At 61.8% G+C, this 17,263-nt stretch carries 15 protein-coding genes and 3 pseudogenes; 14 read left to right on the top strand and 4 right to left on the bottom strand.

The features are described 5' to 3' along the window. Positions 1-9 precede the first annotated feature (9 nt). The 7 genes from K3U93_RS10540 to K3U93_RS10570 all read left to right on the top strand — a co-directional run bounded on the left by K3U93_RS10540 (position 10) and on the right by K3U93_RS10570 (position 7,695). A complete protein-coding gene (locus tag K3U93_RS10540) occupies positions 10-1,230 on the top strand; it encodes a PPE family protein (protein ID WP_434084834.1) in 1,221 nt (406 codons plus the stop codon). 233 nt (positions 1,231-1,463) lie between these two features. Beyond that, positions 1,464-1,688, top strand: a complete 225-nt coding sequence (gene vapB, locus K3U93_RS10545; protein WP_071510089.1) for a type II toxin-antitoxin system VapB family antitoxin — start codon at positions 1,464-1,466, stop codon at positions 1,686-1,688. Continuing rightward, the gene (locus tag K3U93_RS10550) at positions 1,679-2,092 is read left to right on the top strand and encodes a PIN domain nuclease (protein ID WP_083011642.1); all 414 of its coding nucleotides are present in this window, start codon (positions 1,679-1,681) and stop codon (positions 2,090-2,092) included. The genes vapB and K3U93_RS10550 overlap by 10 nt, the downstream gene beginning before the upstream one ends. A gap of 861 nt (positions 2,093-2,953) precedes the next feature. After that, the gene (locus K3U93_RS25370) at positions 2,954-4,138 is read left to right on the top strand and encodes a PPE family protein (RefSeq protein ID WP_176220041.1); all 1,185 of its coding nucleotides are present in this window, start codon (positions 2,954-2,956) and stop codon (positions 4,136-4,138) included. Between the two features lie 81 nt (positions 4,139-4,219). Beyond that, on the top strand, positions 4,220-5,020 hold the full coding sequence (locus K3U93_RS10560) for a sulfotransferase family protein (protein WP_230981670.1): 801 nt from the start codon (positions 4,220-4,222) through the stop codon (positions 5,018-5,020). A gap of 488 nt (positions 5,021-5,508) precedes the next feature. Further along, positions 5,509-5,841 (top strand): hypothetical protein, encoded by a 333-nt coding sequence (locus K3U93_RS10565; protein WP_139797137.1) that lies wholly within the window; start codon positions 5,509-5,511, stop codon positions 5,839-5,841. 552 nt (positions 5,842-6,393) lie between these two features. Beyond that, complete coding sequence (locus tag K3U93_RS10570; protein WP_083011651.1) at positions 6,394-7,695, top strand: hypothetical protein; 1,302 nt, start codon at positions 6,394-6,396, stop codon at positions 7,693-7,695. Positions 7,696-8,879: 1,184 nt separating this feature from the next. On the opposite strand, the pseudogene K3U93_RS25650 reads toward K3U93_RS10570, so the two are convergent. Next, positions 8,880-9,350, bottom strand: a pseudogene (locus tag K3U93_RS25650) (PE family protein); the annotation flags it as partial. 1,171 nt (positions 9,351-10,521) lie between these two features. Between K3U93_RS25650 and K3U93_RS10580 the strand changes: the two are divergent. Continuing rightward, a complete protein-coding gene (locus tag K3U93_RS10580; protein ID WP_230981630.1) occupies positions 10,522-11,406 on the top strand; it encodes a TetR/AcrR family transcriptional regulator in 885 nt (294 codons plus the stop codon). Between the two features lie 321 nt (positions 11,407-11,727). On the opposite strand, the pseudogene K3U93_RS10585 reads toward K3U93_RS10580, so the two are convergent. After that, positions 11,728-12,088, bottom strand: a pseudogene (locus K3U93_RS10585) (PIN domain-containing protein). Between the two features lie 435 nt (positions 12,089-12,523). Between K3U93_RS10585 and K3U93_RS10590 the strand changes: the two are divergent. Next, positions 12,524-13,117 (top strand): helix-turn-helix domain-containing protein, encoded by a 594-nt coding sequence (locus K3U93_RS10590; protein WP_071510044.1) that lies wholly within the window; start codon positions 12,524-12,526, stop codon positions 13,115-13,117. After that, positions 13,114-13,743 (top strand): RES family NAD+ phosphorylase, encoded by a 630-nt coding sequence (locus K3U93_RS10595; protein WP_083011661.1) that lies wholly within the window; start codon positions 13,114-13,116, stop codon positions 13,741-13,743. Before K3U93_RS10590 ends, K3U93_RS10595 begins: the two co-directional genes overlap by 4 nt. Positions 13,744-13,876: 133 nt before the next feature. On the opposite strand, the gene K3U93_RS10600 is transcribed toward K3U93_RS10595, so the two are convergent. Further along, a complete protein-coding gene (locus K3U93_RS10600) occupies positions 13,877-14,128 on the bottom strand; it encodes a MazF family transcriptional regulator (protein ID WP_230981631.1) in 252 nt (83 codons plus the stop codon). Between the two features lie 47 nt (positions 14,129-14,175). Then, the gene (locus tag K3U93_RS10605) at positions 14,176-14,406 is read right to left on the bottom strand and encodes a hypothetical protein (protein ID WP_083011666.1); all 231 of its coding nucleotides are present in this window, start codon (positions 14,404-14,406) and stop codon (positions 14,176-14,178) included. A 588-nt stretch (positions 14,407-14,994) separates the two neighbouring features. Here K3U93_RS10605 and K3U93_RS10610 point away from each other — a divergent pair. The 4 genes and pseudogenes from K3U93_RS10610 (at position 14,995) to K3U93_RS10625 (ending at position 17,160) form a co-directional block, all read left to right on the top strand. Beyond that, the gene (locus K3U93_RS10610; RefSeq protein WP_230981632.1) at positions 14,995-15,723 is read left to right on the top strand and encodes a hypothetical protein; all 729 of its coding nucleotides are present in this window, start codon (positions 14,995-14,997) and stop codon (positions 15,721-15,723) included. After that, positions 15,723-16,445 (top strand): hypothetical protein, encoded by a 723-nt coding sequence (locus tag K3U93_RS10615; protein WP_083011669.1) that lies wholly within the window; start codon positions 15,723-15,725, stop codon positions 16,443-16,445. The genes K3U93_RS10610 and K3U93_RS10615 overlap by 1 nt, the downstream gene beginning before the upstream one ends. Positions 16,446-16,525: 80 nt before the next feature. Continuing rightward, positions 16,526-16,678: pseudogene (locus K3U93_RS10620) on the top strand (type II toxin-antitoxin system VapB family antitoxin); the annotation flags it as partial. An 80-nt stretch (positions 16,679-16,758) separates the two neighbouring features. Beyond that, entirely contained in the window at positions 16,759-17,160 is a 402-nt protein-coding gene (locus K3U93_RS10625; RefSeq protein WP_338156891.1) for a PIN domain-containing protein, read from the top strand. The last annotated feature ends 103 nt before the right edge of the window (positions 17,161-17,263 follow it).

Raw genomic sequence — 17,263 nt, forward strand, 5'->3', positions numbered from 1 at the left:
GGGGTCGGGATGTTTTTCGCGTTTTTTCCTCCTGAGGTGAATTCGGGGTTGATGTATACGGGTCCGGGGTCGGGGCCGTTGGTGGCTGCGGCGGCGGCGTGGGAGGGGTTGGCCACGGATTTGTATGCGACGGCGGGGTCCTATCAGTCGGTGCTTGCGGGGTTAAGTGGGGGGTGGTCGGGTCCGTCGGCGGCGGCGATGGTTTCGGCGGCCGCGCCGTATGTGTCGTGGATGAGTGCGACGGCGGCTCAGGCGGTGCAGGCTGGTGTGCAGGTGAAGGCGGCGACGGCGGCCTATGAGGCGGCGTTTGCGATGACGGTGCCCCCGGTGGTGGTGGCGGGGAATCGGGTGTTGTTGGCGGGGTTGGTGGCGAGCAATATTTTTGGGCAGAACACTCCGGCGATCGCGGCCACCGAGGCTGAATACGTGGAGATGTGGGCCCAGGATGTGGCGGCGATGAATGGTTATGCCGCCGCGGCCACGAGTGCGGTGCAGGTGCAGGGGTTTAGTACACCGCCGGCCACCACTACCACGGCGGCGGTGAATGCGGTGGTGGGGGCGCCGGCGGCCGGGATCACCGACGGGTCCAGCATTTTGGCGGGGTTGACGGGTTTGGGTACGACGGTTAATGGGGCGTTGGGGGCGTTGACGACTTCGGGTCCGTTGGCGGGGGTGCTTAGTCAGTTGGGGTTGGGGTCGTTGGGCACGACCGCGTTGAGCAGTGTGAGTTCGACGAGTAGTTTGCAGCAGGCTGCGGTGGTGGCGCAGTTTGCGATGTATCCGGCGCAGATGTTGATGCAGATGAGTTCGATGGGTCAAAACGGTGGGGCGGGGTTGGTGTCCTCGGGGCCGGAGGAGTTGTTGACCACGATCGGTAATTTTGTGGATGACAAGATGAAGCTGGTGGTGGGGGGGATCAGCAATCAGCTCAGTACGTTCGGGTCCTCGATCTCGGCGAAGTTGGCCAGCGCCACCCAGCTGGGTGGGCTTTCGATTCCGCCGGGTTGGTCGAATGCCGCGGGCGGGCTCGGTGAGCTGAGCCGGGCCGCGCCGTTGTTGCCGTCTAACAGTGTGAGCAGCGTGCCGCTGTCTCAAGCTGTGGCTGGGATGCAAACCAGCCCACTAGCCCAAGCCCTGGCCGGGGCTCTGGGCGGCGAACACAACCCCGCGGGCATCGCCACCAAAATGCCACCCATCAAATTCATGCCCCGCTCACCCCTCGGCGGATAACCAAACACGTTGCGCCGCATGGGCTAATGACGTCGCCTGAGTATTTGATAGCGTGCGTGCTATCACATCGATGATTCGTCATGAGGAAGTTTCGGCCGCTGCGAGTATGGCTTCAGAGAGCCTGATCGCCGACGAACTTACGGACCGCCCATCGGCACATATCAGAGGTCAGCACGGCCGGGAAGCCTGCATCTGATATCTTGATATCAAGCCAATGTGTTGAGGTGAGCAGCATGCCGGACGTCTTGATCCGAGGCCTGTCCGAGGAGGCCGTCGAAAATATCGATGCCGCCGCGGCAGCTCTCGGACTGTCACGTAATGAATACTTGCGGCGCACGTTTGAGCGAGCGGCCGTCCAGCCGGTCAAAAAGACAGTCACCGCCGAAGACTGGCAACGGTCCGCCGAGACGTTCGCCGATCTCGCCGATCCTGATGTCATGGCGGCCGCGTGGCGGTGACACGCTGGCTGATCGACAAGTCCGCGTACGCACGTCTTCAGCTCGGCCAGGCATCCAACGTCGACCAGTGGAACGCCCGCATTGGACGTGGCTTGGTTCACCTGTCCACGATCACCCGGCTCGAGCTCGGGTACTCGGCCCGCAACGGTCATGCTGGGCGACGCCAGTTCGCCTCGCCGCCCTTGTCCCTGATGCCGGTGGAATACTTGACGCCTGCCATCGAGGACCGAGCGCTAGAGGTTCAGATGCTTCTGGCCGACCGGGGCCAGCACCGCGCGCCGTCGATCCCCGACTTGCTCGTCGCCGCCACCGCCGAGAAGGCCGGGCTGCGGGTTCTGGTGGCGGACAAAGACTTCGACTTGATCGCCAATATCACCGGCCAGCCAATCGACGCCTTAACGTGAGTTGGCCTGAATACGCTTTTGGTTATGCTGACAGCGTGGGCCGACGAGAGTGGGTGGCGCCCAGGCCTGGACCTAGGTGCATATCTGCTGGCGGCGGTCTTGTGCGTATAAAGGGACGCCTCCATGATTTCGGGGGAAGCCGATGTCGGTCACCAACGGATGAATCCCGTTGCGGTGCAGTCAAACTTGGCCAAAGAACTCGCCACGCCATTGCCATCGAATATTTTCAACTTGAAACAATCTAGCTGTCGTAAGTATTTGCCCTATAAGCGAGGCATGGTCGATGACCAGCGCTTCTCATCGAGGAGTGCATTGCCGGCAACCAGAGGGGTTCCCTAGCTTGGTCTTTTAACTCGGAACGCGTCATTTGGTGGTGACGTCTTCGGTACTGTGCGGACACACGTCAATTCAATCCCGGTCAATCCCGATCCGGGATGATGTCGGAGGAGACGGAAAAAAATATGGCTCGCAATCATCACACATGCTTCGCATGTCGCCTTGACCACAGAGTCGATCCCTTAACTACCGGGCATTAGAGACCAACGGGTAGCGGTGGCCGCGAGTCGGCTGCCGCGATTGTCGAACACGCCTAGGTAGCTCTCGAGTTCGGTTGCGTTGTCGACCGTTTCGATGACGGCATGGCCAGCCCAGTCGAAGGCAAAACGCACCGACGTCTATCGAGTGTGAAACGTGTTCTGCACCAGGGAAATTAACTAATGCCCGCCGAGCGGGGAGCTTGGTGGCTGTGTTGAAGGAGGCGGGGCGTGTCCGTAGTGATCACACGACCGGAATTGTTGAGCGTGTCGTATGCGGCGCTGATTGAAGCAGCTAACACAGCTGTGGCTAGCTAAGGGGGTCGCGGTGTTTTTTTCGTTTTTTCCTCCGGAGATTAATTCGGGGTTGATGTATGCGGGCCCGGGTTCGGGGCCGTTGGTGGAGGCGGCGGCGGCCTGGGATGGGTTGGCGACGGATTTGTATTCCACGGCGGCGTCGTATCAGTCGGTGATCGCGAATTTGAGTAGTGGATGGTCGGGACCCTCGGCGATGGCGATGGCTTCGGCGGCCGTTCCCTATGTGTCGTGGATGAGCACGACGGCGGCGGCAGCGGCCGAGGCGGGTGCGCAGGCCAACGCGGCAGTGGGCGCCTACGAGGCGGCGTTTGCCATGACGGTGCCCCCGGCAGAGATCGCCATCAATCGGGCGTTGGTGATGGCGCTGACGGCGACGAATATTTTGGGTCAAAACAGTCCGGCGATCGCGGCCCTGGAGGCCCAGTACGCGGAGATGTGGGCCCAGGATGTGGCGGCGATGAACGGCTATGCCGTCTCGGCGCAAGCCGCGGTGCAGGTGCCGACGCTAAGCATCCCGCCGACGATCACGAACGCGATGACGTCGGCGGGGAGTATCACCGATGGGGCCAGTGTGCTGGCGGCGTTGACCACGCTAGGTACCCAGGTGCAGGGGGCGTTGGGGGCGTTGACCGTGGCGCCTCCGGTTGCCGAACTGTTGAACGTCACGGGCCTGAGTTCGTTGGTGAATGGGACCGGGTTGAGCCAGTCGTCGATCTATTCCATTGAGGCTGCCTACTACGGGGTGATGATGGGCAGCACGCCGGCGCGGATGTTTATGAGCATGGGCAATTCGGCCAGTTCCTCGGGGGTGGGATTGACCGGCAGCAGCAACAGCCTGCTGGAAAGTATTGGTCAGTTCATTGACGGCAAGATGCAGCTCGTCGTGGGTGGGGTGACCAATCAGCTCAAGTCGTGGGGCGGCTCGATTTCGGCGCAGTTGGCGCATGCCAGCAAGATTGGGGGGCTCTCGATTCCGCCGGGTTGGTCGACGGCGGCGCAGGGAGTGGGGATGAGTCGGGCCGCGCCGGTGCTGCCGGAAACCAGCGTGGCCACCCCGGCGATGGCGCAGGCCTCGGCCATGCCCCAAAGCCCGTTTGCCCAAGCACTCATGGGAGCGCTGAGCGGACGCGGCCTCGGCGGCATCGCCGGCAAGATGCCCGCCAAGATCATGCCCCGCTCACCAGCCGGCGGATAATGTAATGCGTTGCGGTGCAATGCTCTTCATGTTGACTTCCGCGCGGCGGATGCGTTAAGGAGGTAGTGCACCATGGCGTCCATGCACTTCATCTCGGGTCTGCCGCGCTCCGGCTCGACTCTGCTGGCCGCCTTGCTGCGACAAAACCCCCGTTTCGAGGCCGGGATGTCGGGTCCGCTGGCTGGTCTGTTCGGTGCCCTGCTGGGCCAGATGAGCGCCCGCAACGAGTTTTCGGTGTTCATCGATGACGCCAAGCGTGAGCGTATCCTGCATGGGTTGTTCGACAATTTTTATGCCGAGTGTCCCGCCGAGGTGATCTTCGATACCAGCCGCGCCTGGTGTGCGTGGATGCCGGCGATTGCGCGGCTGTTCCCCGAGTCGAAAGTGATTGCCTGCGTGCGCGAATTGCCCTGGGTGATCGACAGCATCGAACGCTTGGTGCAGCGCAACGTCTTTAGCCCGTCGTCGATTTTCAACTACGAGCCCGGCGGCACGGTCTATACCCGCGCCAATGGGGTGGTGGCACCGGATGGGATGGTCGGCGGTCCCTACGATGCGCTCAAGCAGGCGTGCTACGGCGCGCAACGGGAGCGCTTGTTGCTGGTTCAGTACGAAACTCTGAGTACCGACCCTGTCAAAGCGCTGCACGCCATCTACGCGTTTATCGGCGAGCCGGTTTTCGAGCATGATTTCGACCACGTCGATTACGACGTCACCGAATTCGATGAGCGTGCCGGCACGCCCGGGCTGCACACCGTGCGGGGCACGGTCAAGGCCCAGCCGCGCGCCACGCTGCTGCCGCCGGACTTGTTCAACCGCTTTGTCAACGACGCGTTCTGGCGTGATCCGCAGAGCGTTCCCGATGGTCTGCAGGTCGTATAAAATTAAGCGAGCGTCGCGCTGCCGTGTGCTTTGAACGTAACCTGCATTCGGTCATTGGTGTGATCGCCTTGAGAACCGAGAATCGGAAATAACGTGTTACATTACGCGAAGACATGACTAAAAAAGAAATTCCAGACTCCAGTAGCTCAACTGCAGCCTTCGGGTAGTGGACCGATTACTAGCTACCGACTTATCGTTCTAGAACGTGTCTCAAAGAGCTATCAACGGGTAACTTTGCTTTGGAGAATATGTTCCATCGTTACTGCCTTCTGACGTGGGGGCTATAACACTCTGCGAACAGGACAAAGCGCACAGCGGAATAAGTTGCGGATGCCGGGTCCAACTAGCGGATCTACGACTGTTATTTACACTAACGCTGTTTCAACTTTTGACTGCCGACTCGGTTGGATACCGTCCTCCGTCGTGGACGAGACAGGTCCCGAGTCGCCAACGCGACATTTGCCCGAGATTGGTGAGATGGAGCGAAAATGCTGAGAAGCGTTTCTGGAGTGTTCCTCCTGACCTTGAACCGGCGCCTTGTCGATCATCACGAACCGACGTTATTCGATTTTCTGGTGCTAGATCTGCTTGCCGAGGTTCCCACCGGCTGGGCTCGTATGGGTGATCTGCCGCAGGTTTTCGCGCCCAGGCCCAGTCGAACGACCCAGCAGGTGAGGGGCACAGATTCCGAGGATTGTTCGGTCGTGGTTGCAGAACAAAAAGACGCGCGGGGTGTAACCGCAAGCATTATGCCCGAAGGGTTGTACGCGACCGCGGCCGCCACCCAGACCTATGCCGGCTTATTCACGAGGTCAACCTGAATCAGATGGCCTGGACCAGAAATGATTGCGATGGCGACAGCCACCGCCGGATCAACTATTCGCGGAGAAATTTCTCACGAACATCACAGGGTTGCGTCCGCGCACACCTCATCAAAGCCCAGCTACGCGGCCAAGCACCTGGAGATCTTCGAATCCTGATCGCCAGAAAAGTGCCTGGCAGGCCATCGATTTCAGTCAAAGTGAATCATCGAGGAGAAATCGAGAGCACAACCGCCTGGCAGAGCAAAATCAAAGCTACCGGCTTACGATCGGAGAACTAGCGGGATGCGCAACTAAAGTTAGTGACCCCCAATGGACACCTTATTGGTTGTAGTTGTCACGGTTGTTTCGCAATGAAATATTTGGCTGCGAGCCATGGTTTGCCATCCGTAACAAAGTCCTAGTTCGAGCTGCATCTTTCGATCTATTGGCGGATTGCGGAGTGTCGAATCTTGTGATGGATTGGCGTATGTTGGCCGAAAGTGCCAGCACTTAACTTTCTCTCAGGTAGGTTTTGGCTCGTCCGCATAGGCAATCTTCAAAGGAGACGTCGTGCAGCTCGCAGCTCGCCCCTACCTCACCGCCGGTGTAGCCCTCGCCGGCGCCGGCATCATCGCCGCACCCCCTGTGGCCCAACACCTGCCTGAAATTCAGGCGTCTGAGGTGCGCCTCGCCAACGCAGAGGAGAGCATCACTGACTTGTTCTCAGGGGCGGCGAACGGCGCCGCTAACCTCGCTAGCGCAGCCTCGGCGGCCGACGTGCCGGGGAGCCTGTTCAGCCCCCTGGCGGCCGCCGCGGGCAGCGATCCGTACTTCGTCAACCCGCTCCAAACCTGGGTCGACGTTTTCGCGAACTCGGCCGCCAACCTGCAGACGATCGGCGCCGACTGGGCCAACATTCCCGCGGTGCTCGCGCAACAGGTCGCCGCGAACTGGATCGAGTACGCGAACCTTTACGTCGGCGCGTACCAGGCTGCCGCGAATGGCGCCGTCAACTTCTACACGTCAGTGGCGGTCCACGGCACGCCGACCACCTTTTGGCCGCTAATGACGACGATATTGTCTGATTTCCAGACGGGCGACCTTATCAACGCGTTTGAGGACCTCGGCTACGCCCTGATTCAGGGCCCAATCCAACAAATTTTTGAGCCGATGGAACAGACCCTGAACATCCCGGTAGATATCACACAGAATATCGCGACCACTACTAGCAATCTCATCGGTACTCAACTCACCAGCGGCATCTCGGCTCTTGGTGCCTCCCTAGAGGTCGGGGCGATTCCGTCTTTCTTTGAGGGTCTGGGCGCTGGCCTTCAACCTGCTTACGATGCGTTCGCCGCCGGGGACTTCCCCGGCGGGGTGCTCAACGTACTCAATACCCCGGGTGTGGCAGTGGACTATTTGCTCAACGGAGTGCCAGGCGGCGGGGCCACGGGTCTGCTCAGCCCCGAAAATGGTTCCGTAGATATAGATAGTGGTCTGCTTTCGGTCTTGGTGAACTACATCCCCCAACAGCTGGCAGCGGCAATCCCGGTTTCCGGTGCGGCCAACATCACTGAAGGCGGCAGTCTCGCCACGGGGTGGGGGGCATTCGTGAACCAATTGATCAACGGTTGGCCACAGGCGAACCAAATCGTCGACAATATCGTTGCTCTCATCAACTATCTTTCCCCGGCCGACTTCGGAAACGCGGCGGCGGCTGTCGGCGCTCTGCCGATCGACGTCGCGGGCATAGCCCCATCCATCGCGGCCGATCTCTCCGGCTTGCTGCCGTCGATCGCGACAGGCATTGCCGGGACGTTGCCGACCGAACTCGGGACATTGGCGGCCAATATCTTGACATCGCTGCTCTGAGGGTTCGTTAGGCGTACACGGTCGTCGCAACACTTTCCATGTGGGAGGTTGCGGCGACCGTGTCCTTTTTTGGGGGGTTGTACTGGAATTTGGGGATCCGCCGGCGAAGCTCGTTGGCGGGTCCCTTCTGATCAAATTAAGGATTGGCCTGAGTATCGGGAACTCGCCACGTCGCTGCTGGTGTTCACGTCGGGGATGTAGCTGCAACTACTTTCGGCACGTCGTGGCCAAACACACCATGAGCTTTCGGGAAGCTTTTGTGGCACAGGTTGATTCGCTTGGTAATGGAAACTGCACCACTGGAATTTAAGGCACATCAACACCTCAACACGACACCATGCCGGCCGGTGGACGCACGGTGGACTGAGCCGGACTATTTAACCTTCGCCAAGGTCCCGATCGTCCGACACCGGCGCCCAGGCGTCAAGGTCCTCAACCCGTGGGTCGCCTAACTATGCCTGACGACAGATGGTGTGGAGAGCGCGTTGGGTGGCAACAGACACGGCGGGTTCGCCGAGCGGCGTGGGGCCGCCACCGCACCCAGGCCGACTCAACCACGAGGACCGCCCCAGGTGGCACCGGCGCTGGAAAGGCGGTTTGATCATGTGGACGATAACAACAAGACTGGTCGACACTACGCTGCTGGCGCATGCCTATCCAATGAGGTTCGCTGGTTGACGCCGCTACTTCGCGTTGACTTCACAACGATGAAGACCGAAACGGACCACGTAGCAGATCCGGGCTCGGAGCGGGCGGCTAGATCAGCAAACAACTTCTCCGTCGACAATCGACATCGGATGAGGCAGCTGAATTGTTCGCCTGCGATTGACTCTGCCGGGCCATTTCGAAGAATCGTGGAGATCCTCGCCTGAGGCATGGAAATACTCACCTGAGGTACGACACGTCCGCGATATGGTTGGACGCAATGCCTATGGTGGCCGCCGCATTTCGCACGAGGCATTGGTGTCACGTTCGTATATCGCGGGCAGAGCCACAGGTTGGGCTGGGCATGGGGTGCTACTACTCCCGACAAGAAGTGCTACTACTCCCGACAAGAAAGTGATGGGGTCTTTGCACGCGAGACGCGCAAAGACCCCATCACAGCCACTGCGTTATTGACTTAGGACGCATCCTGTGTTACCGGCCGCATCGGCTACCGCCAAAGCCAATCAGGGTAATGGCTCACCGGTACCGGCCACACCGACGGCGCCGAGGATCCCGGCAAGGCCGCCATTACCAGCAAAGCCCACGGAGGTGCCGGTGCCGCCATCGCCGCCATCGCCCCCGTTGCCGGCCAGTAATCCGCTGATCCCGCCATTGCCGCCAATACCACCGTGGCCTGCGGTAGGGCTGCCACCGGCGCCGCCATTGCCGCCATTACCGACCAGTTGACCGCCGGCGCCACCAGGGCCACCAGTACCGGCGACGAGGCGGGCGCCGGTGCCGCCGGCACCCCCCGGACCCCCGTCACCGAACAAAAGGCCGCCCGGACCGCCGGCACCCCCAGCACCGCCGGAAATGGTGCCGATAGTGCCGCCACCCCCAGCACCCCCATTACCGAACAGGAAACCGCCGGCACCCCCGGGGCCGCCGATATAGCCACCGGCACCGGTAGCGGTGGCGCCGGCACCACCGACACCCCCGTTGCCGATCAAGCCGGCGGCACCGCCGGCGAAACCGGTGGTGTGAGTGGCGGTACCGGCCGCGCCGGCTCCGCCATCGCCGAACAAGAACCCGCCATCGTGGAGGCTGCCGTTGAGGCCCAGGCTGCCGATCAACGACGTGTTGGTGCCGCTGAAGTTGTCGACACCGTTGCCGATCAGATCGCGGCCGAACAAGTCGACGAACGGCGTATTGATCGCCCCATCCAGTTGCTGACCGGTCGGGCTGGCGATCCATGCCTCGCCGGCCGAGTGAATCCCGTTATAGAAAGTTTCGAATGCCCCATAAACGAGTTGATTCAGAGTCACATTCCCCGCAGGGACACCAGCACCTAGGCCGCCGACTTCCACAGCGGCGGCGCTTGTGTTGATGCTGTTAGTAATGCTCTCGAGCGCGGCCGAATGAAGGGCATCGAGAGTTCCCGTAGCGGTATTTATGCCATCGAGAGCGACTGTGCTAAACCCGCCGACATCGAGAGCGGCGGCGCTGGTGTTGATACTGCTAGTAATGCCTTCGAGGGCGGCTGAATGAAGGCCGCCGAAGGCAGCTGCGCCGGCGCCAAGGCCGTCGATTGCAGCACTGCCCGCGTTAATGCCTTCGAGGGCGGCGGTGCTGGCGGCCGAGATCACGGGCTGGATGATCGGGTCGATGATCATGTCAAGTACGCCGGCGTGGGCGGTCGGCGCGGTCGCCATCGGAGTCATTGCAGCAGTGAAAAAGGCCCCAGCCGCCGTGCCCAACCCAATCACGCTGCCGCGGCGGCGTGTCGTCGGGGTGGGCGACTGGCGATCCTGCCTCGTGCTGTGCTGCTTACGTTTCATCTGCGAGCCTTCCTGTCACGACAACTATGACGATGAGTCAGAAACCTACCTGAGAAGAATCTAAGTGCTGGTGGCTTTCGATCGACGTTTGAGGATCCGCTTAGCGGTGCCAGCTTCCGCAATCTTTTTGTCTTTAAAAATCGCTGGCAATCGGCTAGCGCACGATGAAGCAGCAAATGCTTGAAGTCACTTAGGTATTTCAACGCGAAATTACAGCGTGGTAGCAGTGGTAGCAATTGAAACGCGTTCACCTGCGGTACGCAGTTGACTGACCGGTGGCCATCTGCCGGTCTATCTGCATAGAAGCTCCACCACCTGCGCGCGACGAAGGCGAGGTTGATGAGTGGTGTTTCGCGACGTGCGGCACCGACGTCGCCTACAAACAGCGAATGCGCCGCTGCAGGATCCCTTATCATCTGCCTCTAACTTAAGAACACCTAAGAAGATGCTGCTCAGCGCATTCCCGATCTTGGCCATCGGGCCCCGAGGTGGAGGTCGCATCGTCAACATGTCGCATTCAGGCTCCCCGCCGTCGCACGGTGCACTGCGCGAGCGTCCTCGGGTCGACCAGAACAAATCCGCTGTCGTTCCGTTTGCAAAGATGAGCAGCAGTCAGCAGAAACGGCAAGCCAAGATCGTCGACGCGGTCATCGCCCTCATCGCCGAGGCCGGCGCCGAGGCGGTGCAGATGCGAGACGTGGCCCAGCGCTCAGGGGTGGCCCTGGCTACGGTCTATAAGTACTTCAACTCCAAAGAGGATCTCTTGGCCGCGGCCCTGGACGGTTGGCAGAAACGAGTGGCAGGGCTCATCCTAGGCACCGACGAACTGCCCGATCAGGATCCGGTGCACAGCGTTCTTGGCTACTTACGGCGTTCGCAGCGCGCCTTTAATAGCGACCGCGAGATCATCGCGCTGGCGCTGCAGTTGACGATATCCACCGATCTCGCGGCTAAGGTGGCGGTCGACCAAATGAGGTGCACGAACGCCAAGATTTTCAGTCGCCTCGTCGATGTTGTTGCGCCGGAAGATCTTCAGCACCTCAATTTCGGTCTCAGCGGCGCGTTGACTGGTTCGTTGATTGGCTTACTCACCGGAAGAGTGACTTTGGAAGAATCCCTGAACCACGTCGAGTGGGTCGCGCGTGCCCTGCTCGGCGAAGCACAGCCGCGCACGCGAAAGTGGTCGACGTCGCTTCGCGCGAGGGAAGAGATCGATGAGACCGAGTAGCGGCCGTGGTGTCTCCGATAGCCGCGTTCACGAGCTGACCGGCCTGCGGTTGGTCGGCGGTGCCCGCGGGCGCTCCGCTGCTGGATGCTGTTGGGGTCGGCAAGGCATATCTGGTGAACGCCGTCGGGCACATCGCCACGCGCAGCCGCGCCCCGAACCCGACGCTTGGTGCCGTCGCAACGTTCAACTGCTGTAAGGCATTCCGACGCGACAATAGCCGATATGCACCGCCCACCATCGGCGCCTCCGAAAACCCCAGTTGACAACAACAGCCCGAGCCAGATTGCCGGCTAAGTGCAGGCCGTCTTGTCGGCGGAACGGTTACGCGACTGCGGCGCCGGGTGATGCGGTTGCGATGCCGACCTCGTGGCAGCCGTCCAACGAACGCCGTGAGTTCCCGCTTGATCTGGGCCGCGGCCGCAAGATGAATGGCGTCGAGAGAACGCAGGGTGGGCGGGCCGATGGTTTCGGCCAGAGCGATCACTGGTTTGGCGAGCGGGAGGATGTCCAGCCCGTCGAGTAGGTAGCGCGCACGCTCAGCCTGGCCTGGTTCCCCGTGTCGGGCAACGACTCTCATCAACTCGACCCGGCCAAGCGCGCTCGTCGCGGCGTACTCGCCCTGGCCGCTTTGCGCGGCGAGCCACGCCTGGGCGCACGTTAGAATTGTTGTCTTGCGCGCCAGGGCACACGCCCGTGTCGGCGTCCATCAACCGGCGATGTCGTGTCGCTCGTAGGTGGGCACATCGGATGCAGTCTCTCCCGCCGTGACAGCTGGGGCAGAAGGGGCTCGACCGTCGGCGCCGGTGGTCCAGCTGCGGTTCAACACTCGCCCGTGCCAGACACCAGACATCGCCACCGTAACGCCACTGCGAAAACTCGGCGCGAGTTTCGCAGTGGGGTTACGGTGGCGGCCGCCAACGCCCAATGGAAGAAGAATCCCCGAACGTGAATCTCTGCCGCCGTGACAGCTGGGGCAGAAGGGACTCGGCGGCAATGCGACGGTGGGTTCTCGCGCGTATTGCTTTGCCGTGCCGGCCGCTTGAAAGACAGGTGACGCCCCGGCGAACTCCCGCCACAGGGCCGCATGCAATCGCACGGCCGTGCTACGATGTGCGCTATGGGTGGCTCGGGCGTTCATAGGCTGGATGCGCTATTGGAAAGGCATCAGGTTGACATGACGAGCCAAGAAGTTCTGGACCAGCTGGACTCCGCGTTCGCGACAATTCCCGGCGCCGGCGCGGCGCCCCTGTCAACGGATGAAGTGCATTTTCTTCGCGCGCACGCCGGCCCCCCAGCGACGGCGGTGATCGACAACTGGTCTGGCGAACGGGAACGTCAGGCCCGCGCGGGCTTGGCGGTGCGAGAGCTCGGCGACACCCTCTCTGGGTCGATGAGCATCAAGGAAGCAGCCGCCGTCCTGCAGATCGACCGGTCGCGCGTGTCCCGGCGTATCACAGGAAAAACATTGTGGGCGTTCGACATTCATGGCAGCCGCCGTATCCCTCGCTGGCAGTTCCTCGACCGCCGGTTGCTTCCCGGCCTGGATGTAATCGTGCCCGCGATACCGCTCGACGCAACGCCGGCAGCCGTCGAAGCGTTCATGAAAATACCGCAGCCAGATTTCGGCGACCGCACACCGATCGAACATCTCGCCGCCGGCGGTGATCCCACGCTGATTGCCCAGTTCATATCGGATCTCACTCGCTGGTGAGTCGGCCCAAACCGAAAGTCCCGCGGACACCGCCCAACCGGCTCGCGAGAGAACCAGACGACGTCGTCGACTACGCGGGCATACTGTGGCGAGTCCACCGCAGCAAAGGCGAATATGTCCGGCCGTGGAACGAATTACGCACCTACGGCCCACTGGCTTCGATGCGGTGGGACCCGCATCCGGGTTTATCACCCGCTACCCATCCCGATGGCGTCCTGTATGCCGCAACTGACGTCGCCACCAGCCTGGCTGAGGTCTACCAAACAACACGGGTCATCGACACACGCGCCGGTGCGCCGAGGCTCACCGCGTGGCAGCCGACGAGGCCTCTCAGGCTGCTGGACTTGTCCGGGACATGGCTGCTGCGCAACGGCGCTTCGGCGGCACTGCTCGCCGCACCTCGATCCATCTGCCGCCGCTGGGCCGGCGCGATTTACGCAAACTGGCCTGAACTGGACGGCCTGTACGCGCCCTCCACCATGACGGGGCAGCTGAGTGTGGCTCTGTGGAGCGCCGCAGCCGACTCCATACCCACGACGCCGGCCTTCTCCCGCCCCCTCACGCAGCCGCTGGTCTGGTCCCTCGCGCAAGCGGCAGCCGCCGAAATCGGCTACCAGATCGTCTGAGGAAGGGCATCGATCGAGCGCGGTGTCGCCGCCGTAATTCCGGCGGCACCAGAATTTCGCCGGGGCGTCACGGCGGCGGGCCGGCTTGCACGTGAGCCGCCAACTCGCCCCGCCGTGACGTAAGTGTTGCCCGCTACCTGTCTGGCGTGGCGAGGATCTTAAAAAGCATGTTGTTGACATCGGTGAGGGACTGGATGTCCGCTTCGCGGTGGAACTCGTCCAGGGCAGACTTGCGGAGGCTGGTGACCAGACCGGGGGCCGTCCACTTGGCATCGCCCAGCTCTATTCCGAAGCCCGTGTCGGGGTCGTGGTCGAATATCGGGACGACAATAACGGTCGGTTCGCTGGCAATCTCGTTGTAAACAGTCGAAGAGATGACAAGCACGCCGATTCCGGTGTCCGTCGTCCAAATATCGCCCCGGCGTGGCGATCTCAACGCTTCGTCAACTCGTTCAGATTCCGGTCGGCCCATGCCTCACTGAATGCGGCGACATCAGGGTGTTCCTGCAGCCACTGGTCGTGGGCTTGGCAGCGGCGCCGCATGTCCTCCATATCGAGCAAGTGCTCGATCCAGGAGTTCATCGATTTCTGGTCGGCCTCCGCGTAGCGTTTGACGGCGTCGTACGCGGTGTCCGAGAGTCGGACCGTAATCATCCTCGCCATCGGGAAATGCTAGCACCTACTGCTAGCTGATGAGGTGAGCGCCACCTTCGCGTCGCCTACGGACCGGGCGCGGGTGAAACTCTCGCGCATATAGCTTCGTCGTGCTGGCCGCTTGGACCTACTGAATCCCACAGGCACCGTTTAATTCAATGCGAAAATACTTAGTGGCCGCAAGCCACAAATGTTTACCGGTGTCGCTCCGCGCCGCTTCGTGACTTCACCGATCGGGCAGTTCTTCGACGGTTGCCGACTTCAAGGCGGCACACCATTTCCCGATGAGCCAAATGAGCGTTCTGCAGCTGGTAGCCTCACGACGTGTTCAGCTCGCAAATTGGACTCAGCTGGTGGATGCGCCGCCCCGCCCCAGCAGACAAACCGTCTTCCTCGATGGTCCAGAAAAACGGGTACCGGACACGCCAATCGCATTGAAAGCGGTAGCCGTTTGACCCGTACTGTCCGCTCGCCGAAAGTTGTGCACCCATGCCGAGAAGATCATCGGTAACCGATATGCGGGAACACCGCACGCACGGATCGAGAGGGGGATGGGGAATCGGACCCGCGACGCGGGCGCCGCGCCCCTGACTGCCCATGCCCGACGCAGAGTCCGCCAACGCACCCTCGGATAACGAGCCGGTCGACGACACCGACGACGAATCCCCGGAAGCATCAGACGACGAGCCGGCCGAGACGTCGGAAGACACCGACGACGAGCCATCGGAATCGTCAGACGACTCCGATGACGAGTCGCCGAAACGGTCTCGCCGCAGGCCGCTTTCGGTCTACGGCATCGGGTCGGCCGTCGTCGGAATCGTGTTGGTTGCCGCGATCGTCGTGTGCGCGTTCCTGTGGTCGTCGCATCGCGGCGACCTCGATGAGCGCGACTACCAGACCCGCGCCAAGAAGGCGGCAGGGGAGTGGGCCTACGTGCTGATGAATATGAACACCGACAACCTGGATGCCAGCCTGCGACACCTGCACGATGGCACGGCCGGCCAACTCAAAGCCGGGTTCGACGCCGCGATGCAGCCCTACCGGGACATGGTCCAGCAATTGCCGTCGCACAGTGCCAGCCAGATCGAGTCGGTGGTGGTCCAGTCGATGCACCACGATCTGGGTGACGTCGGCGGGTGGCCTTCCGCGGCACCCGAGCCCGCGCCTTCCTCGGTCGGTAAGCGCACCGACACCATCCAAGTGGTGGCCAAGTCGCTGCGCGGGAACCCCGGAACCAAGCCGCAGTCGGTCTACTGGAACCTGCTGCTGGACGTCTCGGATGTGGACGGCAAATTGCTGATTTCCCATTTGAAGGCGATCCACTGATGAAAAGGTGGTGGAGCTTCATCAACGGCGCGTTCCGGACGAACCTGTGGCGCGTGCTCGCCTTTGACATCGTCCCTCCACTCGCGGCGATCGCCGCGTTGGTGATGATCGGGGTCGCCCTTCGCTGGCCGCTGTGGTGGGTTTCGGCGTGCTCGGTGCTGGTGCTCCTGGTGGTCGCGGGTGTGGCGGCGAATGTTGTTTTGCTACGCCGTAATTCGGTGAGCGTCGGCACCAACGCCAACGGCCCTAGGCTTCGACTGCTCGTGGTCGCGGTGTGCACGGTGGCACCTGTGGCCGCGGCTGTGGTCGCCTACACCCACTGGACGGTGCCCGACCGTGACCTCAAGCATGACTCCGCGGAGGTGGTGCGGATCGCGTCCGCGATGGCGGAAAGCGCGTCGTCGTTTTCCCCGCAGAACCCCACCGCGTCGCTGGATCGCGCGACGGCAATGATGGCACCCGAGCACGTCATCGCGTTCACCGAGCTGTACAACAAGTCCACCGCCCCGCTGGCGGAACGCATGATCACTGCGGAGGCCGCGACGGTATCGGCCGGGGCCGAGGCGGTCGAACCATCGGCGGCCAGCGTGGCCGTCGTCATGCGCGGCACCCGAAGCAGGCCCGACGCGGCGCCCGTATATGAGGTGATCGCGCTGCGGGTGAAACTGATGAAGAACGACGGCCGGTGGATGGTGCTCGACGTGTCGCCTATTCATCACTGACCGGGCTATCGCCACCGGTCGGCTTCCGCTATGTTGTCGATATATGCTTAAGCAATACATTACCAACATGGAGGTTGCTGGTGTCGGTGACGCAGGTTGACCTTGACGACGACGCGCTGGCCGGGGTGATGCGGATCGCCGGGGTGCACACCAAGAAGGAAGCCGTGAACCTTGCGATGCGTGATTACGTCGAGCGATTCAGGCGCATCGAGGCGTTGGCCCGGTCGCGCGAACAAGCGAAGGGCTGGGACCATGAGGGCTGGCTTACCGCAAGGGCCGATGAGAAGGCCGTCGGCCCGTGATCCACTTTTTGGTGGACTCCTCGGCGGTCTGGCGGCTCCAACGCCAATCGGAACTCGCCGAAAGCTGGGACGCTGCGCTTGTCAGCGGGGCCATCGGATCATGCGAACCCCAACGAGCTGAGTTCCGTCGATCGGCACGAAACGCAGACGAGTTCGATCAGATGAACCAGACGTTCCGCGACCTCTACCCCGATGTGCCGGTGCCGAAATCCGTGTGGCGCTGGATAGATTCGGCACAGCACCGGCTCGCGGGCTCGAGTGCGGTGCGGGCCCTATCGGTCGTTGATCTGCTGGTCTGCGCCACCGCGGCCGCCAAGGGTCTGGTAGTCCTCCATGACGACGCCGACTACGAACTCGCACAGCGCTATCTTCCTGATGTCAGAGCACGGCGCGTCGTAAGCGCCGACCAATAGAGCTTCGCCACACGGCTACGGGACCTCTTCGAGCGCAAAGCCTTTGAGGCGCTGGTACTTTCGCCTCAGCGGATCGGCTGCTGATTGCCTTCAGTATCGAAAA

This window comes from Mycobacterium malmoense (genome assembly GCF_019645855.1).
Taxonomy (GTDB): domain Bacteria; phylum Actinomycetota; class Actinomycetes; order Mycobacteriales; family Mycobacteriaceae; genus Mycobacterium; species Mycobacterium malmoense.